General features: G+C 73.2%; 20 protein-coding genes. 15 read left to right on the plus strand and 5 right to left on the minus strand.

Features of this window, described 5'->3' with window-relative positions:
- Window positions 1–8: 8 nt before the first annotated feature.
- On the minus strand, window positions 9–635 hold the full coding sequence (locus tag OGL89_RS01565; protein ID WP_263118082.1) for a PH domain-containing protein: 627 nt from the start codon (window positions 633–635) through the stop codon (window positions 9–11).
- A gap of 88 nt (window positions 636–723) precedes the next feature.
- On the opposite strand from OGL89_RS01565, the gene OGL89_RS01570 reads away from it, so the two are divergent.
- The 6 genes from OGL89_RS01570 to OGL89_RS01595 all read left to right on the plus strand — a co-directional run bounded on the left by OGL89_RS01570 (window position 724) and on the right by OGL89_RS01595 (window position 9,320).
- Complete coding sequence (locus OGL89_RS01570) at window positions 724–2,595, plus strand: ABC transporter ATP-binding protein (RefSeq protein ID WP_263118083.1); 1,872 nt, start codon at window positions 724–726, stop codon at window positions 2,593–2,595.
- A 137-nt stretch (window positions 2,596–2,732) separates the two neighbouring features.
- Complete coding sequence (gene typA, locus OGL89_RS01575; protein WP_263118084.1) at window positions 2,733–4,661, plus strand: translational GTPase TypA; 1,929 nt, start codon at window positions 2,733–2,735, stop codon at window positions 4,659–4,661.
- 40 nt (window positions 4,662–4,701) lie between these two features.
- On the plus strand, window positions 4,702–5,622 hold the full coding sequence (locus OGL89_RS01580) for a PIG-L family deacetylase (protein WP_263118085.1): 921 nt from the start codon (window positions 4,702–4,704) through the stop codon (window positions 5,620–5,622).
- Window positions 5,623–5,627: 5 nt separating this feature from the next.
- Window positions 5,628–5,990, plus strand: coding sequence for a hypothetical protein (locus OGL89_RS01585; protein ID WP_263118086.1), 363 nt, complete (start codon window positions 5,628–5,630; stop codon window positions 5,988–5,990).
- A complete protein-coding gene (locus OGL89_RS01590) occupies window positions 5,990–6,478 on the plus strand; it encodes a flavin reductase family protein (RefSeq protein WP_263118087.1) in 489 nt (162 codons plus the stop codon). Before OGL89_RS01585 ends, OGL89_RS01590 begins: the two co-directional genes overlap by 1 nt.
- Before the next feature lie 127 nt (window positions 6,479–6,605).
- Window positions 6,606–9,320 (plus strand): VanW family protein, encoded by a 2,715-nt coding sequence (locus tag OGL89_RS01595; protein ID WP_263118088.1) that lies wholly within the window; start codon window positions 6,606–6,608, stop codon window positions 9,318–9,320.
- A gap of 1 nt (window position 9,321) precedes the next feature.
- Here the strand turns inward: OGL89_RS01595 and OGL89_RS01600 are convergent, their stop codons facing one another.
- Entirely contained in the window at window positions 9,322–9,540 is a 219-nt protein-coding gene (locus OGL89_RS01600) for a hypothetical protein (protein ID WP_263118089.1), read from the minus strand.
- Window positions 9,541–9,649: 109 nt separating this feature from the next.
- On the opposite strand from OGL89_RS01600, the gene fdxA reads away from it, so the two are divergent.
- The 3 genes from fdxA to OGL89_RS01615 all read left to right on the plus strand — a co-directional run bounded on the left by fdxA (window position 9,650) and on the right by OGL89_RS01615 (window position 12,563).
- Window positions 9,650–9,976 (plus strand): ferredoxin, encoded by a 327-nt coding sequence (fdxA, locus tag OGL89_RS01605; RefSeq protein ID WP_263118090.1) that lies wholly within the window; start codon window positions 9,650–9,652, stop codon window positions 9,974–9,976.
- Window positions 9,976–11,097: a succinyldiaminopimelate transaminase gene (gene dapC / locus OGL89_RS01610; RefSeq protein WP_263118091.1), complete on the plus strand. Its 1,122-nt coding sequence runs from the start codon at window positions 9,976–9,978 to the stop codon at window positions 11,095–11,097. Before fdxA ends, dapC begins: the two co-directional genes overlap by 1 nt.
- A gap of 173 nt (window positions 11,098–11,270) precedes the next feature.
- Complete coding sequence (locus tag OGL89_RS01615) at window positions 11,271–12,563, plus strand: citrate synthase (RefSeq protein WP_263118093.1); 1,293 nt, start codon at window positions 11,271–11,273, stop codon at window positions 12,561–12,563.
- Here OGL89_RS01615 and OGL89_RS01620 read toward each other — a convergent pair.
- Both OGL89_RS01620 and dapD read right to left on the minus strand, forming a co-directional pair.
- Window positions 12,539–13,444, minus strand: a complete 906-nt coding sequence (locus OGL89_RS01620) for a hypothetical protein (protein WP_263118094.1) — start codon at window positions 13,442–13,444, stop codon at window positions 12,539–12,541. The genes OGL89_RS01615 and OGL89_RS01620 overlap by 25 nt on opposite strands.
- Complete coding sequence (gene dapD / locus OGL89_RS01625) at window positions 13,444–14,376, minus strand: 2,3,4,5-tetrahydropyridine-2,6-dicarboxylate N-succinyltransferase (protein WP_263118096.1); 933 nt, start codon at window positions 14,374–14,376, stop codon at window positions 13,444–13,446. The genes OGL89_RS01620 and dapD overlap by 1 nt, the downstream gene beginning before the upstream one ends.
- 41 nt (window positions 14,377–14,417) lie before the next feature.
- Here dapD and dapE point away from each other — a divergent pair, with 41 nt between their 5' ends.
- From dapE to OGL89_RS01655, 6 genes are all read left to right on the plus strand, one after another.
- Complete coding sequence (gene dapE, locus OGL89_RS01630; RefSeq protein ID WP_263118097.1) at window positions 14,418–15,497, plus strand: succinyl-diaminopimelate desuccinylase; 1,080 nt, start codon at window positions 14,418–14,420, stop codon at window positions 15,495–15,497.
- Window positions 15,498–15,521: 24 nt separating this feature from the next.
- Window positions 15,522–16,352 (plus strand): TIGR00730 family Rossman fold protein, encoded by an 831-nt coding sequence (locus OGL89_RS01635; protein ID WP_263118098.1) that lies wholly within the window; start codon window positions 15,522–15,524, stop codon window positions 16,350–16,352.
- Entirely contained in the window at window positions 16,349–17,257 is a 909-nt protein-coding gene (gene folP, locus OGL89_RS01640) for a dihydropteroate synthase (RefSeq protein WP_263118099.1), read from the plus strand. The genes OGL89_RS01635 and folP overlap by 4 nt, the downstream gene beginning before the upstream one ends.
- Complete coding sequence (locus OGL89_RS01645) at window positions 17,254–18,441, plus strand: hypothetical protein (protein ID WP_263118100.1); 1,188 nt, start codon at window positions 17,254–17,256, stop codon at window positions 18,439–18,441. Before folP ends, OGL89_RS01645 begins: the two co-directional genes overlap by 4 nt.
- Before the next feature lie 177 nt (window positions 18,442–18,618).
- Window positions 18,619–18,786, plus strand: coding sequence for a DUF3117 domain-containing protein (locus OGL89_RS01650; RefSeq protein ID WP_082812748.1), 168 nt, complete (start codon window positions 18,619–18,621; stop codon window positions 18,784–18,786).
- Between the two features lie 9 nt (window positions 18,787–18,795).
- The gene (locus tag OGL89_RS01655) at window positions 18,796–20,382 is read left to right on the plus strand and encodes a leucyl aminopeptidase family protein (RefSeq protein ID WP_263118102.1); all 1,587 of its coding nucleotides are present in this window, start codon (window positions 18,796–18,798) and stop codon (window positions 20,380–20,382) included.
- A gap of 21 nt (window positions 20,383–20,403) precedes the next feature.
- Here OGL89_RS01655 and OGL89_RS01660 read toward each other — a convergent pair whose 3' ends face one another.
- Complete coding sequence (locus OGL89_RS01660) at window positions 20,404–21,036, minus strand: O-methyltransferase (RefSeq protein ID WP_263118118.1); 633 nt, start codon at window positions 21,034–21,036, stop codon at window positions 20,404–20,406.
- Window positions 21,037–21,083: the final 47 nt, after the last annotated feature.

A 21,083-nucleotide genomic window follows, 5' to 3' on the forward strand; every position in this document is an offset into this window, starting at 1 on the left:
CCGTGACGTCACAGCGCCAGCGCGAGCACGCTGGCCGCGATCAGCACACCGATCGCGGCCAGCGTGCCGACGTGCCAGCGGACCCGGGGGCGCTCGCGCTCCAGCCGGGGATCGTTCAGCACGCCGGCGTCGCGCAGCGCCTCCCAGCGGGCACGGACCAGCAGGGCGGCCTGGCCGGAACCGGTCGAGGCCAGGTCCCCGGCCCGGACGGTGCCACCGGCGCCGTAGGTCGAGGACGGCAGGTCGCGCACGTCGGCCGGGCCGGACAGTCGGACCTGGGCGCGGCCCGGCGCGGGCGCGGCCCACGCGGCGTACTGGCCGTAGGGCGTGTGCAGGGTCAGCGCGAAGCGGGTGTCGATCCGCTGGACCGCCGGCCACGGCAGCTCGACGGTGCGGGTGACGTTCCGCAGCTCGACGGCGGCCGGGGTGACCACCACCGCGGGGCGCCAGTACGCGGCCCACACCGCGGTGCCGAGCAGGGCCAGCAGCGGCAGGAACCGCAGCGTGGCCCCGGCATCCGCCACCAGACCGGAGATCGCGCCCGCAGCGCAGAGCACGATCACCACCACAGCCAGGACCCGGCCGAACACCGGCCGGAACACCATCACATCTGCCGAGCTGTCAGCCGCACTCATGCGGCCATCGTCGCAGACCGGCCGGACACCGAGTCGCAGGGAGCCCGCCTGACCGGCGGACACCGCGCCACACGGAAGGACCACACCCGTGACCACTGACACCACCGCTGCCGGCGTCCCCGCGCAGCCGGCCGGCAAGGCCCCGATCCTCGAGGTGCGCGACCTGTCGGTCGAGTTCTTCGTGGACGGCGAGTGGTTCCCCGCCGCGATCGACGTCAGCTACGACGTCCGTCCGGGCGAGGTGCTCGCCATCGTGGGTGAGTCGGGCTCCGGCAAGACGCAGTCGTCGATGTCCCTGATCGGCCTGCTGCCCGCGAACGGCCGGGCCAGCGGCTCCGCCAAGCTGGCGGGCAAGGAGCTGCTCGGCCTGAACCACAAGCAGCTGTCCTCGGTGCGCGGCAAGGAGGTCGCGGTCATCTTCCAGGAGCCGATGACCGCCCTGAACCCGGTGTACACGATCGGCTTCCAGATCGCCGAGACGCTGCGGGTGCACTTCGAGATGTCCCCGAAGCAGGCCCGGGCCCGGGCGATCGAGCTGCTCAGCCTGGTCGACATCCCGGACCCCGAGGGCTCGGTCGACAAGTACCCGCACCAGCTGTCCGGCGGTCAGCGTCAGCGCGCCATGATCGCCCAGGCGCTGGCCTGCGACCCGAAGCTGCTGATCGCCGACGAGCCGACCACGGCGCTGGACGTCACCGTGCAGGCCGAGATCCTCAAGCTGATGCGCGACCTGCGGAACCGGATCGACTCCGGCATCGTCCTGATCACCCACGACATGGGCGTGGTCGCGGATCTGTCGGACCGCGTGATGGTGATGAAGAACGGCCGCGTGGTCGAGGCCGGCACCTCGGACGCGATCTTCAACCGTCCGGAGCACCCGTACACCCGCCAGCTGCTGGACGCGGTGCCGCACCTCGGGTCGGAGACCTACGCCGCCCAGGGCCTGCACGGGGAGCACCCGGTCGCCGTGGAGGAGGGGGTCGTGCACGTCAGCGAGCCCGCCGCCCCGGCCGCCGCCCAGACCTTCACCGAGTTCGCGCTCGAGGCGAAGGACCTGATCATCGAGTACCCCGGCCGTGGCCGGGTGCCGGCGTTCCGGGCGATCAACGGCCTGACCCTGAACATCGGCAAGGGCGAGGTCGTCGGCCTGGTGGGCGAGTCCGGTTCGGGCAAGACCACCGTCGGCCGTGCCGCGGTCGGTCTGCTGCCGGTCGCCGGGGGCTCGCTCAAGGTCAACGGCGTCGAGCTGGGCGGGGTGAAGCCCAAGGAGCTGCGTTCGGTCCGCCAGGACGTGTCGATCGTCTTCCAGGACCCCGGTTCCTCGCTGAACCCCCGGATGCCGATCGGCGAGTCCATCGGCGAGCCGCTCAAGCTGCACAAGATCGCCGAGGGCGCCGAGCTCAACAAGCGGGTCGAGGATCTGCTGGACCAGGTGAACCTGCCCCGTGCGATGCGGAACCGCTACCCGCACGAGCTCTCCGGCGGGCAGCGTCAGCGCGTCGGCATCGCCCGTGCGCTGGCCCTGTCGCCCAAGCTGCTGATCGCCGACGAGCCGACCTCGGCGCTCGATGTGTCGGTGCAGGCCCGCGTGCTGGAGCTGTTCCAGCAGCTGCAGAACGAGTACGGCTTCGCCTGCCTGTTCATCAGCCACGACCTCGCGGTGGTGGAGATCCTGTCCAACCGGATCGCGGTGCTGAACCACGGTGATCTGGTCGAGATCGGCTCCCGCCAGGAGATCCTGCGTGAGCCGAAGGAGCTGTACACCCAGCGCCTGCTGGCGGCCGTGCCGGTGCCGAACCCGGCCGAGCAGAAGCTGCGCCGCGAGACTCGCGACCGGCTGCTGGAGCAGGCCGCCGCCGAGGAGGCCATCGCGCTGGGTCTGGCGCCCAAGGACGCGGGCGAGTCGTACTCCGAGTTCACCCAGGGCGCCTCTCCGAAGCGTCACACCGACTCCATCTGAGTCCCCACCAGCACTGACGCCCATGCGACGCGGAGCGTGACGAACGCCTCCGCGCCGCATGGGCGCGTGCGCGTAGAATCGATCGGCGCTCGACGACGCTGCGCCCCCACACCCACTCTCCGGATCGGAAACCTTCTATGTCCGTGCCTTCCGGCACCAGCGTGCGCGGCGACCTGCGTAACGTCGCGATCGTCGCCCACGTCGACCACGGCAAGACCACCCTCGTCGACGCCATGCTCTGGCAGTCCGGCGCGTTCGGCGAGCACTCGCACGTCGACGAGCGGGCGATGGACTCCGGTGATCTGGAGCGCGAGAAGGGCATCACGATCCTCGCGAAGAACACCGCGGTCCGGTACTCCGGTCCCGCGGCGGCCGCGGCGGGTCACGCCGGCGGCATCACGATCAACGTGATCGACACCCCGGGTCACGCCGACTTCGGTGGCGAGGTCGAGCGCGGCCTGTCCATGGTCGACGGCGTCGTCCTCCTGGTGGACGCCTCCGAGGGTCCGCTGCCCCAGACCCGGTTCGTGCTGCGCAAGGCGCTGGCCGCCAAGCTGCCGGTGATCCTGGTCGTGAACAAGGTCGACCGTCCGGACTCCCGGATCACCGAGGTCGTCGGCGAGGCCACCGACCTGCTGCTGGGCCTGGCCTCCGACCTGCACGACGAGGTCGAGGACCTGGACCTGGACGCGATCCTGGACGTGCCGGTGGTGTACGCCGCCGCCAAGGCCGGTCGCGCATCGCTGACCCAGCCCGCCGACGGCGGCCTGCCGGACAGCGAGAACCTGGAACCGCTGTTCGCCACCATCCTGGAGAAGATCCCGGCCCCGACCTACACCGAGGGCGCGCCGCTGCAGGCGCACGTCACCAACCTGGACGCCTCGCCGTTCCTGGGTCGTCTGGCGCTGCTGCGCATCTTCAACGGCACCCTGATCAAGGGCCAGACCGTGGCCTGGGCCCGGGCCGACGGCACCATGCAGAACGTGCGGATCACCGAGCTGCTGGAGACCAAGGCGCTGGAGCGGGTCCCCACCGACCAGGCCGGCCCCGGCGACATCGTCGCGGTCGCGGGCATCGAGGACATCACCATCGGTGAGACCCTGACCGACCCGAACAACCCGCAGCCGCTGCCGCTGATCACCGTGGACGACCCGGCGATCTCCATGACCATCGGGATCAACACCTCCCCGCTGGCCGGCAAGGGCGGCAAGGGCCACAAGGTCACCGCGCGCCAGGTGAAGGACCGCCTGGACAAGGAGCTGATCGGCAACGTCTCGCTCCGGGTGCTGCCGACCGAGCGCCCGGACGCCTGGGAGGTGCAGGGCCGTGGTGAGCTGGCGCTGGCCATCCTGGTCGAGCAGATGCGCCGGGAGGGCTTCGAGCTGACCGTCGGCAAGCCGCAGGTGGTCACCAAGAAGATCGACGGCAAGGTGCACGAGCCGGTCGAGCGGATGACGATCGACGTCCCCGAGGAGTACCTGGGCGCCGTGACCCAGCTCCTGGCCCAGCGCAAGGGCCGGATGGAGACCATGTCGAACCACGGCACCGGCTGGGTGCGGATGGAGTTCCTGGTCCCGGCCCGCGGCCTGATCGGTTTCCGGACCCGCTTCCTCACCGACACCCGCGGCACCGGCATCGCCTCCTCGCTCGCCGAGGGCTACGAGCCGTGGGCCGGTGCGATCGAGACCCGGGTCGCCGGGTCGCTGGTCGCCGACCGCGCCGGTGTGGTGACGCCGTTCGCCATGATCAACCTGCAGGAGCGCGGCTCCTTCTTCGTCGACCCCACGCAAGAGGTCTACGAAGGCATGATCGTCGGCGAGAACTCCCGCGCGGAGGACATGGACGTCAACATCACCAAGGAGAAGAAGCTCACCAACATGCGGTCCGCCACCGCCGACAACTTCGAGAACCTGGTGCCGCCGCGGCACCTGACCCTCGAGGAGTCGCTGGAGTTCGCGCGTGAGGACGAGTGCGTCGAGGTCACTCCCGAGGTGGTCCGGATCCGCAAGGTGGTGCTCGACCAGTCCGAGCGCGCCCGGATCGTCGCGCGCAACAAGAAGTCGTAGCCCCATGAGCGGGCAGAGCTCTCGTGGGGGGGTCGTGGCGGTGCATGCGCACCCCGACGACGAGACCCTCACCTCGGGCGCTCTGCTCGCCACCGCGGCCGCGGCCGGGCTGCCGGCGACGGTGGTCACCTGCACCCGCGGTGAGCGTGGCGAGGTGATCGGCGCCGAGCACCATGCTCTGGAGGGCGACGGCCCGGCACTGGCCCGGCACCGCGAGGCCGAGATCGCCACGGCCATGCGAGCGCTCGGCGGAGCGGCGCAGGTGTTCCTCGACCAGCTGCCGGGACCGGACCGCCGCTACGTCGACTCCGGGATGGCGTGGATCGACGGGCTGTCCGCCGCCGGCGCGGCCGCGGATCTGCCCGAGGGTGCCCTGGTCGCCGCCGAGCTCGACGAGACCGCGGGGCGGCTCGCGGCCTGGCTGCGGGAGCGCCGGCCGGACCTGCTGGTCGCCGACGAGCCGGGAGGCGGGTACGGGCACCCCGATCACCTCCGCGCCCACCGGATCGTTCTGCGCGCGACGGAGCTGCTCGGCGACGACGCCCCGGCGCTCGCCTGGGCGGTCGACGACGCCGCCGAGCTGCGGTCCGCGCGGTCCGCGCTCGCGGAGGACCCCCTCGTCGCCCAGCTGATCGCCGAGCACGCCGCGCCGTCGACCACCCGGCAGGGCCCGTTCAGCCTGCCCGACCCCACGGGTGTGCTCCCCGCCATGGCCCGCACCGCTCCGGGCGCCGGTTTCACGGTCCCGGTCGCCCCGGTCCGGTCCGCGCTGCTGGCCGCTCTGGCCGCGCACGCCACCCAGGTCCAGGCGGTCACCGCGCTGGACGGTCCGGCCGTCGTCGGCTGCTACGCGCTGTCGAACGGCGCGCTGGCCCCGGTGCTGCCGGTCGAACGCTACGAGTGGGCCGACCCGGAGCGGACCGCGCCGGTGCCCGCCGCTCAGGCGGACGCCGTAGCCTGACCCGCGTGCGTGCACTCCTCCGCCTGCTCGGCGTCCTGCTGCTCGGCCTCGTGGTCGGTGTCTCCGGCACCGTGCTGCACCGTTCGAGCCATCCGTGGGGGCTGGTCCTCGCGCTCGCCCTGGTGTTCACCTCGGCGGTCGGACTGCGTGCCGCGGTCGGCCGGGCATCTCTCCTGGTCTACCTGGCGGTGCTGCTGCTCACCCTCGGCGTTCTGTCCCAGTACGGTCCCGGCGGCGACGTGCTGGTCCCGGGTGCCGACCACTGGGGCTGGTACTGGCTGGGCGGTGCCGTCGTGGTGGTGATGGCCGTCCTGGCGCTGCCCGCACGCTGGTTCAGTGACCAGCCGCTGCGGCGCCGGATCGCCTGATGCCGGTCGACCCCGACCTGTTCCGGACCGCGATGGCGCGGCTGCCCGGCGGTGTGACCGTGCTGTCGACCCGGTGGAAGGACGCGGATCACGCGGCCACGGTGTCCTCGGTGCTCTCGGCGTCGCTGGACCCGCCGATCATCGTGGTCAGCCTGCACGCCGACAGCCGGATCCGGGACGCGCTGGACCAGGTGGACACCTGGGGACTGAGCATCCTCGCCGACGACCAGGCGCCGATCGCGGATTGGCTGGCATCGCCGGGCCGCCCGGTGATCGGACAGCTCAGCCGGGTGCCACATCACCGGGCACCCGAGTCCGGTGCCGCCTGGGTGGACGGGGCCTCCGCCTGGGTGGACTGCCGGACCCGGCAGATCGTGCCCGCCGGGGACCACGACCTGGTGCTGGGCGACGTGCTGGCCGTCCGCGAGGGGCGCTCCGACGCCGGGGCCCTGGTGCATCTGCGCCGCCGGGTGCACCCGCTGCGCTGAATTCGTCACAATCCACTCGAACCGCACCGTGCGGCCACGAAATGCGCGGCGGGTTGTCGGAAAGGGCCCGTAGAATCGGCCACTGTGCCCGCGGCTGCGGGCCACTCCTGTGAGAAGGGACCACCGAATGGGCCAGGGGAACTCGGAGGGCAACGCGCCGGAGGACACCACCCCCGACGCGGCGCGGGAGCAGGCGGACGACGCCGCTCCGGTGAGCCCGAACAGCCCGACGCCGACGGAGGCGGATGCCGCCACTCGGCAGGACCCGGTGGTCCAGGACGTGGTCGACGACGCGGCCGACCCGCATGCCGAGACGATCGTGCCGGCCGACGTGTCCGCGAGCGAGCCCGGTGCTGTCGAGCCTGGTGCCGACAAGTCCGGTTCCGACGGGCCTGGCGACGACGGGCCTGGTGCCGACAAGTCCGGTTCCGACGTACCCGTTGCAGGCACGGTCGGTGCGGACGAGCCCGGCGCTGAGGGGCGGGGCGCCGTCGCGACCGGTGCCGATGGGACCGGTGCGGACCAGTCCGAGCGCCCCACGGCCGGCGACGGCGAGCTGCCCCGCGAGTCCGAGCCCTCTCGCGAGTCCGAGCACTCCCGCGAGCCGGAGACCGAGCCGGCGCCTGCGGCAGAACCGGCGCCCGCGGTAGAGCCGGCGCCCACACCGGCGCCGAGCTCCTCGCCGGAACCGATCGACGCGTCCCCGGTCGCCGAGACCCCGGCGCGGACCGCTGTCCCGGCGTCCGACGACACGCGCACGCGCAGCACCCCGGTGGACCCCGCCGGTGACCCGCGCACGCGGGCGGCCGCGGCCCTCGCCGCCGCGGCGGCCGCGGCAGCGGCCGAGGTGGATGCCCGCTCTGCGTCCGACAGCGCCTCGGCGACCCCCGCCGACGCTCCGGTCACGCCCGGGTCCACCGAGAGCCCGAACACACCGCCCGCCACCGCACCCGCCGCCGACGCGGCGCCCGCGACCGCTGCGATGCCCGCGACCGCCGCCACGACCGAGATCGCGGCGACGCCCACGACCACCGCGGCGACGCCCACGACCACAGCGGCACCCATGACCGCGGCGACCCCCGTCGCCGCAGCCGGCACCCCGGAGGAGGGGTCTCCGCTGGACGTCTTCGAGTCCGAGCCCACCCGGAACCGTCGCTGGTGGCGTCCGGTGTTGATCGTCGCCGGAGTGCTCGTGGTGCTGGGCGGCGCCTACGTCGGTGGCGCGTACGCGCTGGCCGACCGCGTGCCGCGAGGGACCACGGTCGCCGGGATCGAGGTCGGCGGGATGTCCGCCGCCGACGCCCGGACCGCCCTGACCGACGGCCTGGCCGCGCGCTCCTCGCAGCCGATCACGGTCACCGCCCGCGAGGTCAGCGGGACCCTGGACCCGGCGACGGCGGGGCTCAGGCTCGACGTGGACGCCACCGTGGACGCGCTGACCGGCATCGATCTGCGCCCGCAGCGGATGTGGCAGCACCTGGCCGGTGGTGGCGAGGAGCAGCCGGTGACCGCCGTGGACGAGCAGGCGCTGGACGCCGCGGTGCAGGACCTGGCCGGCGTGCTGATGCTGGAGCCGGTGGACGGGTCGGTGGTGTTCGTCGACGGAGCGCCGCAGGGCGTCGCCGCGGTCGACGGCTGGTCGCTGGACGCCGAGGGCGCGCGCAGCACGCTGGAGGACGGCTGGCTGACCGAGGCGCTGCCGATCGAGCTGCCGAGCGACACCGTGGCCCCGACCATCACCCAGGACGAGGTCGACCGGGTGGTCCGGGACGTGGCGAGCGCGGTGGTGTCGGGGCCGGTGACCGTGAGTGTCGCGGACCAGTCGGCGGAGCTGCCGGTGGACGTGCTGGTCGGCGCGGCGTCGTTCGTGCCGCAGGAGTCCGAGCTGGTGCTGCAGATGGACGGCGCGTCGCTGGTGAACCAGGTGGTGACGCGGACGTCCGATCTGCTGACCACCGCGGCGGACGCGACCTTCCAGTTCCAGGACGGAGCACCGGTGATCGTGCCGGGCACCCCGGGGACGACGTTGGACCCGGCCACGGTGGGCACGGCGGTGGCGACGGCGGCGGAGAGCACCTCCGAGCGGACCGCGGCCGTCGAGCTGGTGGAGTCCGACCCGTCGCAGAGCACGGAGGCGCTGCAGGCGCTGGGCGTGACGTCGGCGATCTCGGAGTTCTCCACCCCGCTGACCAGTGAGCCGAAGCGGACCCAGAACATCACCGCCGGCGCCGCCGCGATCAACGGCACCCTGATCCGGCCGGGGGAGACCTTCTCCCTGACCGAGGCGCTCGGCCCGATCGACGCCGCGCACGGGTTCGTCCAGGCCGGCGCGATCGTGAACGGCGAGCACTCGGACGCCTGGGGCGGTGGCCTGTCGCAGCTGTCGACCACCACCTTCAACGCCGCGTTCGAGGCCGGGATGGAGGACGTGGAGCACACCCCGCACTCCGAGTGGTTCACCCGTTACCCGGCCGGTCGCGAGGCGACGCTGTACACCGGGTCGATCGACATGAAGTGGAAGAACACCACGCCCTACGGGGTGCTGGTGCAGGCCTACGTCGCGGACGGCAAGACCTGGGTCCGGCTGTGGAGCACCCCGTACTACGAGGTGTCGATCAGCTCCGGGGCGAAGACCAACGTGGTCTCGCCGACGACGGTGTACAACACCTCGCCGACCTGCTCGGCGTCGTCCGCGGGCAACCCGGGCTTCAGTATCAGCGTGACCCGGACGGTCTCGCTCAACGGCGAGGTGCAGGGCACCGACAACCTGTCCTGGCGGTACAAGGCGCAGAACAAGGTGATCTGCGGCGCCGACCCGGCGACGGCCGCACCGGCGGGCTGAGTCAGCGGCGCGGCCGGGGGACGAGTTTGCCGAGGGCGATCTCCGACCCCGGCACCCGCACGTCGCCGTGCCGCCGGGTGCGGAGCAGCACACCGTGGTCGTCGACCTCGACCAGGTCGCCGACCACGTCGGTGAACAGGTGGGTGTCGCCCTCGGGCAGCCGTCGCCGGACCATCGCGCGGGCGCCCACCGGCCAGCTCCGCCAGGGGCCGTCGCTCATGGTGCCTCCTCGCCGCGTCACCGACCGTGCAGGTGAGCGATACTAGGCCGAGCTGACCTGAAGGATTGTGCAACCGCCCGGCAGTCGCGGGGCGTGCGGAGGACAAGTCGTGACCTATGTGATCGCCCAGCCCTGTGTGGATGTCAAGGACAAGGCCTGCATCGAGGAGTGCCCGGTCGACTGCATCTACGAGGGCAAGCGCTCGCTGTACATCCACCCCGACGAATGCGTGGACTGCGGCGCCTGTGAACCGGTCTGCCCGGTGGAGGCGATCTACTACGAGGACGACGTCCCGGAGCAGTGGGCCGACTACTACAAGGCGAACGTCGAGTTCTTCGACGGCGTCGGGTCGCCCGGCGGTGCGGCCAAGATGGGTCAGATCGACAAGGACCACCCGGTGATCGCCACCCTCCCGCTGCAGGTGCACGGCGACTGATGGGCCTGTTCACCGCCGCGCTGCCGGACTTCCCCTGGGACACCCTCACCCCGTTCGCCGACCGCGCCCGGTCGCACCCGGACGGCATCGTCGACCTGTCGGTGGGCACCCCGGTCGATCCGACCCCGGAGCTGCTGCGCCGGGCGCTGGCCGACGCCGCGGACTCCCCGGGCTACCCGCAGACCTGGGGCACCCCGGCGCTGCGGGCCGCCGTCGCGGACTGGTTCGACCGTCGGCGCGGTGTGCCGGGCCTGGACCCGGCGGGGGTGCTGCCCACGGTCGGCTCCAAGGAGATGGTGGCCCTGCTACCCGCGCTGCTCGGAGCGGGCGCCGGTGATCTGGTGCTGCACCCGGCCGCCGCGTACCCGACCTACGACGTCGGCGCCCGCCTGGCCGGCGCGACCCCGGTGCCGACCACCGACCCGGTGGCCGTGCTGACCGGACCGGAGGGTCCGAAGGTCCGGTTGGTCTGGCTGAACTCACCCGGCAACCCGGACGGTTCGGTGCTGGGCGTGGACCAGCTGCGCGCGGTGGTCGAGGCCGCCCGTGCGGTCGGTGCGGTCGTCGCCTCGGACGAGTGCTACGCCGAACTGCCGTGGGCCGAGCCCTGGGCCTCCGACGGGGTGCCGAGCCTGCTCGACCCGCGGGTGACCGACGGCGACCACCGCGGCCTGCTGGTCCTCTACTCGCTGTCCAAGCAGTCCAATCTGGCGGGCTACCGTGCGGCGTTCACCGCGGGGGACCCGGAGCTGGTCGCGGCTCTGCTGGCGACCCGGAAGCACGCCGGGATGATCGTGCCCGGCCCGGTGCAGGCCGCGATGACGGTGGCCCTGGGCGACGACGCGCACGTGGCCGCGCAGCGGGAGGTCTACCGCGCCCGCCGGGCGACCCTGCTGCCCGCGCTGACCGGCACCGGTCTGCGGCTGGACGGCTCCGAGGCGGGCCTCTACCTGTGGGTGACCGCGGGGGAGGACTGCTGGGCGACGGTCGAACGGTTGGCCGGGCTCGGGATCCTGGTCGCGCCCGGTGCGTTCTACGGCGCGCCGCAGCACGTGCGGGTGGCGCTGACCGCCACCGACGAGCGGATCGCCACGGCGGCCGCCCGACTCGCCACCGTGTGAGGCGGGTCACACCTCGCCGTCTCCCCTCGGGATGGTCGCCGCGCCGCACGTCACGTACGGTGCTGGCGGGTCGCATCCCCGGCCCTCGGGCGAGGCGCCGCACCGTAGCCGCAGCCGTACCCCGCTCTGGGTGATCCACCCCTGAACACCACCCCCGCCCGAGGAGGAGCGCCATGTCCGACCCCGCGACCGTGCAGTTGACCGTGGACGGCAACGCCCGCGATCTGCCGGTGGTCCCCGCCACCGAGGGCAACTCCGGCATCGAGGTCTCCTCGCTGCTGCGCGACACCGGCCTGGTCACCGTCGACCCGGGCTTCATGAACACCGCGTCCTGCGAGTCGCAGATCACCTACATCGACGGCGACGCCGGCATCCTGCGCTACCGCGGGTACCCGATCGACCAGCTGGCGGAGAACTCCTCCTTCCTCGAGGTCGCCTACCTGCTGTTCAACGGGGAGCTGCCCACCCCGGACGAGCTCGAGGGGTTCGTCGAGCGGGTGAACCGGCACACCTTCGTGCACGAGAACTTCCGCACCTTCATGGGGACCTTCCCCTCCGGTGCGCACCCGATGGCCGTGATGAGCTCGGCGATCAACGCGCTGGCGACCTTCTACCCGGAGTCGCTGGACCCGTTCGACCAGGAGGCGGTGGAGCTGGCGACCGTGCTGCTGCTGGCCAAGACCCGCACCATCACCTCGTACCTGCACCGCACCTCCCGCGGCGAGCCGCTGCTGTACCCGGACTACTCCCGGGGGTACGTGGAGGACTTCCTGCGGATGACCTTCGCGGTGCCGTACCAGCAGTACGACATCGACCCGACCGTGGTGCGGGCGCTGGACAAGCTGCTGATCCTGCACGCCGACCACGAGCAGAACTGCTCGACCAGCACGGTCCGTCAGGTCGGCTCGGCGCACGCGAACCTGTACGCCTCGGTCGCGGCCGGGATCAACGCGCTGTCCGGCCCGCTGCACGGCGGCGCGAACGAGTCGGTGCTGCGGATGCTGGCCGAGATCAAGGACAACGGCGGGGACGCCACCGATTTCATGCGCCGGGTGAAGGACAAGGAGCAGGGCGTCCGGCTGATGGGCTTCGGGCACCGGGTCTACAAGAACTACGACCCCCGTGCCGCCATCGTGAAGGAGAGCGCGGACGCCGTGCTGTCCGCACTGGGCAAGGACGACGAACTGCTCGACATCGCCCGGACGCTCGAGGAGATCGCGCTCAACGACGACTACTTCGTCTCGCGCAAGCTCTACCCGAACGTCGACTTCTACACCGGCCTGATCTACAAGGCGATGGGCTTCCACGAGTCGATGTTCACCCCGCTGTTCGCGCTCGGCCGGATGCCCGGCTGGATCGCGCAGTGGCGGGAGATGATGCTGGACCCGAAGACCAAGATCGGTCGTCCGCGCCAGGTGTACACCGGCTCCCAGCAGCGTGACTACGTGGACCCGTCGGAGCGCTGACCGGCCAGGGTGACCGCCACCGTTCCCGCCGGGAGCGAGTCGGCGGCGGTCGCCCAGCCGTCGCCGGCCCGGTCCCAGAGCCGGTCGCCGACCTGGACCCCGACCACCTGCTGCTCGGCGGCCACCGCGACCGCCCACTGCGCCACCGCCCAGCCGGATCGGCTCGCCTCGGCGCCGGAGGCCGCGGCGAGCGCGTCGGTCGACAGCAGCAGCCGGCTCCCGTCGGCGGACCCGTCGGTGGACGACAGCACCGTCCCGGCGAAGTCCCGCTGCACCCGGGTGCCGAAGGCGTCGCCCGACCCGGGCTGCTCCGGGGTCGACAGGTCGCAGGTGAGCGCGGCGGTGGACCACCCGGTGAGGGCCGAGGCCCACGCCCGCGCGCGTGGCTCGTGCTGGGCGTAGGCGTCCGGGAACGCCGAGCGCTGGACCGCCTGGGCCGCCTCGGTGACGGCCATGTCGGTGTACCCGGCCACGTCGGCCAGCCCGTCGTAGAACTTCCCGGTCGAGTACACCGGGTCCATGATCTGCTCCACGGTGCCCCAGCCCTGGGAGGGCCGCTGCTGGAACAGCCCGACCGAATCCCGGTCGCCGTAGTCGATGTTGATCAGCCGCGACTCCTGCAGCGCGGTCGCCAGGCCGATCGTCGCTGCGCGGGCGGGCATCCCGCGCTGCATCGAGGTCACGGCGATCAGCGCGGCGTTGTCCGCCTGGGCGGCGGACAGCTCCCAGGATGTGCCGTCGCTCTCGGCCACGCAGCGGTTGCTCGCGGTGTCCGGGGCCCCGGTCTGGCGGATCAGCCAGACCGCCGCGCCGACCACCGCGACCAGCAGGACCAGTGCGGTCAGGGCGGCACAGCCGAGACGGGAACGCCGGGCCGCCATCAGTTCGCGTGCAGCGCCGCGTTCAACGTGATGCCGCTGCCGCTCCGGGCCACGACCTCGACCCCGCCGGTCAGCGAGTTGCGGCGGAACAGCAGACCGTTCACGCCGGAGAGCTCGCGCGCCTTCACCACCCGACCGTCACCGACGATCGTCACCTTGGTGCCCGCCGTGACGTAGAGCCCGGCCTCGATCACACAGTCGTCGCCGAGCGCGATGCCCAGACCGGCGTTGGCGCCGAGCAGGGACCGCTCGCCGATCGACACCACCTCGCGGCCGCCGCCGGACAGGGTGCCCATGATCGAGGCGCCGCCGCCGATGTCCGACCCCTCGCCGACCACCACGCCGGCCGAGATCCGGCCCTCGACCATGGAGGTGCCGAGCGTCCCGGCGTTGAAGTTCACGAAGCCCTCGTGCATCACGGTGGTGCCGGTGGCCAGGTGCGCGCCGAGCCGGACCCGGTCCGCGTCCGCGATCCGCACCCCGGTGGGCAGCACGTAGTCGACCATCCGCGGGAACTTGTCCACGCCGAAGACGCTGATCCGCTGGCCGGAGACCAGGTGCCGTCCGCGCACGTCCTCGAACCCGTCGACCGCGCACGGGCCGCGGTCGGTCCACACCACGTTCGGCAGCACCCCGAAGATCCCGTCCAGGTTCATCCCGTGCGGCCGGACCAGGCGGTGCGACAGCAGGTGCAGGCGGAGGTAGGCGTCGGCGGTGGTCGCCGGGGCGGTGTCCAGGTCGATCACCGTGCGCACGGCCTCGATCCGCACGCCACGCAGCGGGTCCTCGCCCTCACCCGCGAGCAGCGAGGGCCCGGCACCGTCGTCCGAGGGCTCACCGAGGGCGGGCGCCGGGTACCAGGTGTCCAGGACGCTGCCGTCGGTCGCGATCGTGGCCAGTCCCCAGCCCCAGGCGGTACGCATGTCGGTCATGGGCGAAAGCCTACGGGGCATCCGGTCTAGGGTCGGGGGCCATGAGCCCCGCCGAGCTGGACCTGACCGCCGACCTGACCACCCTGACCGCCCGGCTGTGCGACCTGCGGTCGGTCAGCGGCGAGGAACGGGCACTGGCCGACGCGGTGGAGTCGGCGCTCCGGACGCTCCCGCACCTCAGCGTGGACCGGGACGGCGACGCGGTGGTGGCCCGGACGACCCTGGGCCGGGCCAGCCGGGTCGTGATCGCCGGGCACCTCGACACGGTCCCGGTCGCAGGCAACCTCCCGACCCGGTTGGACGAGGGGATCCTCTGGGGCCGCGGCACGGTGGACATGAAGGGTGGCGTGGCGGTGCAGCTGGCGCTGGCCGCCGAGCTCACCGAGCCGAGCCGGGACCTCACCTGGGTGTTCTACGACCACGAGGAGGTCGACGCGTCGCTGAACGGCCTGGGCCGGATCGCCCGGAACCACCCGGAGTGGCTGGCCGCCGACTTCGCGGTGCTGTGCGAGCCGACCGACGCCGGGCTGGAGGGCGGCTGCAACGGCACCCTGCGCGCGGAGATCGAGGTCACCGGGGTCGCCGCCCACTCCGCCCGCGCGTGGACCGGCCGGAACGCGATCCACGACGCCGCGACCGTGCTGAACCGGTTGGCCGCCTACACCCCGGCGGAGATCGAGGTCGACGGGCTGGTCTACCGCGAGGGCCTGAACGCGGTGCTGATCTCCGGCGGGATCGCCACCAACGTCATCCCGGACCGCACCGTGGTCACCGTGAACTACCGCTTCGCCCCCTCCCGCACGGTGGAGCAGGCCGCGACGCACGTCCGCGAGCTGTTCGACGGCTTCGAGGTGCGGGTCACCGACTCGGCCGCGGGGGCCCGTCCGGGTCTGGACGACCCGGTGGCCGCCGACTTCGCCGCCGCCGTGCTGGCGGTGACCGGGGGAGTGCCGGCGCCCAAGTACGGCTGGACGGATGTCGCCCGGTTCTCCGCGCTCGGCGTCCCGGCGGTGAACTTCGGGCCGGGCGATCCGCTGCTGGCGCACAAGGACGACGAGCGCCTGCCGGTGCAGCAGCTGGACCAGTGCCGGGACGCGCTGCGGGCCTGGCTGACCGCCTGAGCCCCGACCCGTACAGTCGGGGCCATGAGCGACGACGGCATCTCCGTCCCCGGTTCCGGCTATCGCAAAGGTCCGGTGCTGCTGCGCCGGGACCAGATCCCGACGACGACCACCGATCAGCGACTGCTCGCCGGCGGTGACGGCGCGAACTGGCTGCACGGCGACCCCTGGCGGGTGATGCGGATCCAGAGCGAGTTCGTGGAGGGCTTCGGCGCCCTGGCCGAGGTCGGCCCCGCGGTCAGCGTGTTCGGCTCCGCCCGCGTCAAGCCGGAGCACCCGGACTTCGCGCTGGCCGAGGAGGTGGGTCGCCGCCTGGTCGAGGCCGGGTACGCGGTGATCACCGGTGGCGGCCCGGGCATCATGTCCGCCGCGAACAAGGGCGCCTCCGAGGCGGGCGGGCTGTCGATCGGCCTGGGCATCGAGCTGCCGTTCGAGCACGGGATGAACCCCTGGGTCGACCTCGGGGTGAACTTCCGCTACTTCTTCGCCCGGAAGACGATGTTCGTGAAGTACGCCGAGGGCTTCATCGTGCTGCCCGGCGGCTTCGGCACCTTCGACGAGCTGTTCGAGGCGCTGACCCTGGTGCAGACGCACAAGGTGGTCGAGTTCCCGATCGTGCTGGTCGGCACCGAGTACTGGCAGGGGCTGCTGGACTGGGCCCGCGGGCCGGTGCTGGACCGCGGGATGATCTCCGAGGCCGATCTGGCGTTGATCAAGCTGGTGGACGACCCCGCCGAGGCGGTGCAGATCGTCGCCGAGCGTGGTGCGGAGCTGCGTGCCGCCGAGCAGGCGGTCCGCGAGGAGCAGGAGACCGAGCAGGACGCCGCCGCCGACGCGGCGTACCGCGAGGGATGACCGGGACCGACCTGGTCCTGCGCGGCCGGCGGTTCGGCCCCGAGCACCCGGTGGTGATGGCCGTGGTGAACCGCACCTCGGACTCGTTCTACGCCGCCGCCCGCTACGACGACGACGGTGCCGACGCCGCGGTGGCCCGGGCCGAGTCCGAGGGCGCCGACCTGGTGGATCTGGGCGGCGTCCGGGCCGGACGCGGCCCCGAGGTCACCGTGGCCGAGGAGATCGCCCGGGTCGTCCCGCTGGTCGGACGGATCCGCCGACGGCACCCCGACCTGCTGGTCAGCGTGGACACCTGGCGTGCCGAGGTGGCCCGGGCCGCCGCCGACGCCGGGGCGGACCTGCTGAACGACACCTGGGCCGGACACGACCCGGAGCTGGTCGAGGTGGCCGCCGAGCGGGGGCTCGGCGTGGTCTGCTCGCACACCGGGGGACTGGCGCCGCGGACCGATCCGTTCCGGGTGGCCTACCCGCTGCCCGCGGACGCCCCGGCGGACGCCGACCCACGGGACGGCGTGCTGCTCGACGTGCTGGACACCCTGCGGACCGCGGCCGCCCGGGCGGTGGCGCTCGGTGTCCCCGCGGAGTCGGTGCTGGTCGACCCGACCCACGACTTCGGCAAGAACACCTGGCACTCGCTGCATCTGGTGCGCCGGACCGAGGCGCTGGTGGGGCTCGGGCACCCGGTGCTGGTCGCGCTGTCCCGCAAGGACTTCGTCGGGGAGACGCTCGACCTGCCGCCGGAGGACCGGCTGGAGGGCACCCTGGCGGCGACCGCGCTCGCGGCCTGGCACGGCGCCCGGGTGTTCCGCGCCCACGACGTCCGGGCCACCCGGCGCACGGTGGACATGGTCGCGTCGATCCGGGGTGACCGCCCGCCGGCCCGCGCCACCCGGGGGCTGCTGTGAACCCGCGCCGTTGGCCGTGGTGGGTGCAGTGCCTGGCGGTCTACGCCGGCGCGCGGGTGTTCTCCGGGATCGCGTTGCTGGTGGTTGCCGCGCACCAGGTCGAGAACGGCTGGACGGGTGAGCACCCGGGCTACGCCGACTACACCGGCCTGATGTGGGACGCGACCTGGTACCGGCAGATCGCGGAGGGCGGCTACCCGAGCACCCTGCCGGTCGGCGCCGACGGTCAGGTCGCGCAGAACGCCTGGGCGTTCTTCCCGCTGTTCCCGCTGATCGTCCGGGCGGTGATGACGGTGACCGGCGGATCGTGGGCGATGGTCGCGCCGACCGTGGCCCTGCTGCTCGGTGCGGCGGCCATGCCGGTGATCCACCGCCTGGTCGAGCGGGGTGCCCCCCGGGCGGTCGCCGCCCGGCCGGGTCTGCCGCTGGCCACGGTCCTGCTGGTCAGCGTGTTCCCGACCTCGGTGGTGCTGCAGGTCGGGTACACGGAGTCGCTCGCGCTGCTGCTGATCGCGCTGACCCTGCTGGCGATCGTCACCCGGCACTACGGCTGGGCCGTGGCCGGCGTGCTGGCGCTCGGGCTGACCCGCGCGGTGGCGCTGCCGATCGCGGCTGTGGTGCTGGTGCACGCCTGGCTCCGGTGGCGCGAGCACCGCGCCCTGCCCACCCGGACCTGGCTCGCCGTGGCGGGGCTCGCGCTGGCGTCCGTGATCTCCGGCGTGCTGTGGCCGCTACTCTGCGGCTGGGTCACCGGGGTGCCGGACGCCTACCTGCAGACCCAGGGTGCCTGGCGCGGCAGCCGGGACATCGCGCCCTTCGGTGCGTGGGGCTACATCCTGCCGTTCTGGTTCGGGTCGGCCTGGCCGCTGATCGGCCTGGGCGTGATCGCGTTGCTGGTCGTGGTGCTGGCGGCCCCCTCGACCCGGCGGCTCGGCGGCGAGCTGTGGACCTGGGGTGCGGCCTACTCGGTGTACCTCTGCGCGGCGATCGAGCCCGGCAGCAGCCTGGCCCGGTTCCTGCTGCTGGCCTTCCCGCTCGGTGCGGCGACGGTCGGGGTGCTGCCCCGGCCACGGTGGGCCGCCCGGGCATGGACCGGTGCGGTGGTGGTCGTGATGCTCGGGTTGCAGGTGGTCTGGCTCTGGCAGATCTGGCGGTTCGTCCCGCCATCCGGGTGGCCGCCGTGAGGCGGAGCGCGGCAGGCTGACCGGCGGTCTCCCCTCACCCAGTCGGTCCGGTGAACTAGACTGTGCGCTGGACATCCACCGAGTCGGTTCCCGTGAGCGAGCCGTTCCGCAGTCCGCGGAGCAGCGCACACGGACCCCGAGCGCCGACTCGCTCCCGATGCAGAAGGAGAGCCACGCATGGCCGCGATGAAGCCCAGGACTGGTGACGGTCCCCTCGAGGTGACCAAGGAGGGGCGCGGCATCGTCATGCGGGTTCCGCTCGAGGGCGGCGGTCGACTGGTCGTCGAGCTGAACGCCACCGAGGCGCAGGAGCTGGGCGAGGCACTCACCTCCGTCGTCAGCTGACGACGCCGCATGGCTCGCACCCCCGCGCACCCCTCTGTGCGCATCGGACGCCCGGTGCCCGCGATCTCGCTGGCACCGGGCTCGTTCGCGTCCTCGGCCCTGCTCGACGCGCAGGACGTGGACGCCGTCGCCGTCCCGGTGGCCCCGGCCGCCCCGGACGACACCGACCTCCAGCCCCGGCAGGGGACCGCGGAGGCCGCCGCCCGCTACGGCGTCGACCTGGCCGAGCTGGCCGAGCGGGCCGGTCTGACCGGCGCCGCCGGTGAGGCGTGGACGCTGCTGCTGCCCCGTCCCGTGGGCTCCGCCGCTGCGGCGCTGCCCTGGCAGTCGCTGCCGCGCCGGGTGGTGCTGGTCGGCGTCGGGGACTCCTCGCCGACGGCCCTGCGCCGGGCCGGAGCCGCTCTGGCCCGGGCCACCCGTGGCCTGCGCCGGGTGCTCACCACCGTCGGCACCGAGTCGACGGAGTCGGTGCGCGCCGTGGCCGAGGGCTACCTCCTGGCGAACTACCGGGTGCAGAGGATCGGCGCCCCGGTGCCGGACCGCGAGCTGCCCGCCGCCGAGCTGGTGCTGGTCGGCCGGGACGACGCCGCGGCGTCCGCCTCGCTGACCACGGCGGTGCGCGGGTCGACCGCGACCTGGCTGGTCCGCGACCTGGCGAACACGCCCTCCAGCATCAAGGACCCCGCGTGGATGGCCGATCGGGCCGCCGAGCTGGGTCAGGCCGCCGGGCTGACCGTGACCGTGCTGGGCCCCAAGGAGCTGGCCGCTCAGGGCTTCGGCGGCATCCTGGCCGTGGGCGCGGGGTCGGCCTCCACCCCGCGTCTGGTCACCGTCGAGTACCGGCCCGACGCCGCGGCGACCGCGAAGCACGTGGTCGTGGTCGGCAAGGGCATCACCTACGACACCGGCGGCATCTCGATCAAGCCGCGCGAGTCGATGGTCACCATGAAGACCGACATGGCCGGGGCCGCCGTGGCACTGGCCACGGTGCTCGGCGCCGCGCAGGCGCAGGTCCCGCACCGGGTCACCGCGGTGCTGCCCCTGGCCGAGAACCACTTCGGCGCGGCCAGCTACCGGCCGGCCGACGTCTTGCGGATGTACGGCGGCCGCACGGTCGAAGTGGCGAACACCGACGCCGAGGGCCGCCTGGTGCTGGGCGACGCGCTGGCCTTCGCCGACGCGACGCTCGACCCGGACGTCCTGATCGACGTGGCGACGCTGACCGGCGCCGCCAGCCTCGGGCTGGGCAAGCAGCACGCCGCGCTCTACGGCACCGACCGGACGTTGGTGGACGCCCTGCGCGCCGCCGCGGACGTCTCGGGCGAGCCCGCGTGGGAGATGCCGCTGGTCCCGGACTACGTCGACGCGACGCACTCCGACGTGGCGGACCTCCGGCACGTGGCCCAGGACCTGAAGTACGGCGCGGGATCGATCACCGCCGCGCTGTTCCTCCGGGAGTTCACCGGCGCGCGCGCATGGGCGCACCTGGACATCGCCGGTCCGGCGCGGTCGGCCGCGGACAAGCACGAGCTCACCGAGGGCGCGACCGGCTACGGCGCGCGCCTGCTGCTCAGCTACCTGAGCGCACTGCGCTGACCTCGCGGTGGCGGTCCGGCCTCAGCGCCGGACCGCCACCAGCAGGCCGTCGCCCACCGGCAGCAGGCTGGTGATCAGGTCGTCGTCCTCGCGCACGATCCGGCCGGTCTCCCGCACCAGGGTGGTCGCCTCGTCCCGGCGGGCGGGGTCCGCGACCCGGTCGTGCCACAGCGCGTCGTCGACGGCCAGCACCCCGCCGGGGCGCAGCAGCCGCACTGCCTGACGGACGTAGGTCGGGTAGTTCTCGATGTCGGCGTCCACGAACACCAGGTCGTACGCCGCGTCGGTCAGCCGGGGGAGCACGTCGAGCGCCCGGCCCGAGATGGTCCGGGTCCGGGCGGGGCGGACGCCCTCCTCGGCGAAGGCCTGCTTGGCGGCCCGCTGGTGCTCCACCTCGACGTCGATCGTGGTCAGCACGCCGTCGGCGGGCATCCCGCGCAGCAGCCGGATCGAGGACACCCCGGCGCCGGTGCCCAGCTCCACCACCGCACGGGCCGTGGACGCCGCCGCCAGCACGCTCAGCGCCGCACCGGTCCCGGGCGCCACCGCGGTGCAGCCCAGCTCGGCGGCTCGCTCGCGTGCCCGGAGCAGGACGTCGTCCTCCGGCACGAAGCCCTCGGCGTAGACCCAGCTCGAGGCCTTGTCGGTGGCGATGGTGCCCTCCTGATGCGTGCGCGGCGGTGTGTGGGGTGAAACTCCGG

It is taken from the genome of Cellulomonas sp. RIT-PI-Y, from assembly GCF_025642745.1.
GTDB lineage: Bacteria > Actinomycetota > Actinomycetes > Actinomycetales > Cellulomonadaceae > Cellulomonas.

Coding starts and splice junctions, on each gene's coding strand:
- OGL89_RS01590 (WP_263118087.1), top strand. CDS start 5,990: ATGCCGGTCGACCCCGACCTGTTCCGGACCGCGATGGCGCGGCTGCCC.
- OGL89_RS01600 (WP_263118089.1), bottom strand. CDS start 9,540: ATGAGCGACGGCCCCTGGCGGAGCTGGCCGGTGGGCGCCCGCGCGATG.
- OGL89_RS01650 (WP_082812748.1), top strand. CDS start 18,619: ATGGCCGCGATGAAGCCCAGGACTGGTGACGGTCCCCTCGAGGTGACC.
- dapC (WP_263118091.1), top strand. CDS start 9,976: ATGGGCCTGTTCACCGCCGCGCTGCCGGACTTCCCCTGGGACACCCTC.
- OGL89_RS01615 (WP_263118093.1), top strand. CDS start 11,271: ATGTCCGACCCCGCGACCGTGCAGTTGACCGTGGACGGCAACGCCCGC.
- OGL89_RS01655 (WP_263118102.1), top strand. CDS start 18,796: ATGGCTCGCACCCCCGCGCACCCCTCTGTGCGCATCGGACGCCCGGTG.
- OGL89_RS01565 (WP_263118082.1), bottom strand. CDS start 635: ATGAGTGCGGCTGACAGCTCGGCAGATGTGATGGTGTTCCGGCCGGTG.
- dapE (WP_263118097.1), top strand. CDS start 14,418: ATGAGCCCCGCCGAGCTGGACCTGACCGCCGACCTGACCACCCTGACC.
- OGL89_RS01635 (WP_263118098.1), top strand. CDS start 15,522: ATGAGCGACGACGGCATCTCCGTCCCCGGTTCCGGCTATCGCAAAGGT.
- folP (WP_263118099.1), top strand. CDS start 16,349: ATGACCGGGACCGACCTGGTCCTGCGCGGCCGGCGGTTCGGCCCCGAG.
- OGL89_RS01620 (WP_263118094.1), bottom strand. CDS start 13,444: ATGGCGGCCCGGCGTTCCCGTCTCGGCTGTGCCGCCCTGACCGCACTG.
- dapD (WP_263118096.1), bottom strand. CDS start 14,376: ATGACCGACATGCGTACCGCCTGGGGCTGGGGACTGGCCACGATCGCG.
- OGL89_RS01595 (WP_263118088.1), top strand. CDS start 6,606: ATGGGCCAGGGGAACTCGGAGGGCAACGCGCCGGAGGACACCACCCCC.
- typA (WP_263118084.1), top strand. CDS start 2,733: ATGTCCGTGCCTTCCGGCACCAGCGTGCGCGGCGACCTGCGTAACGTC.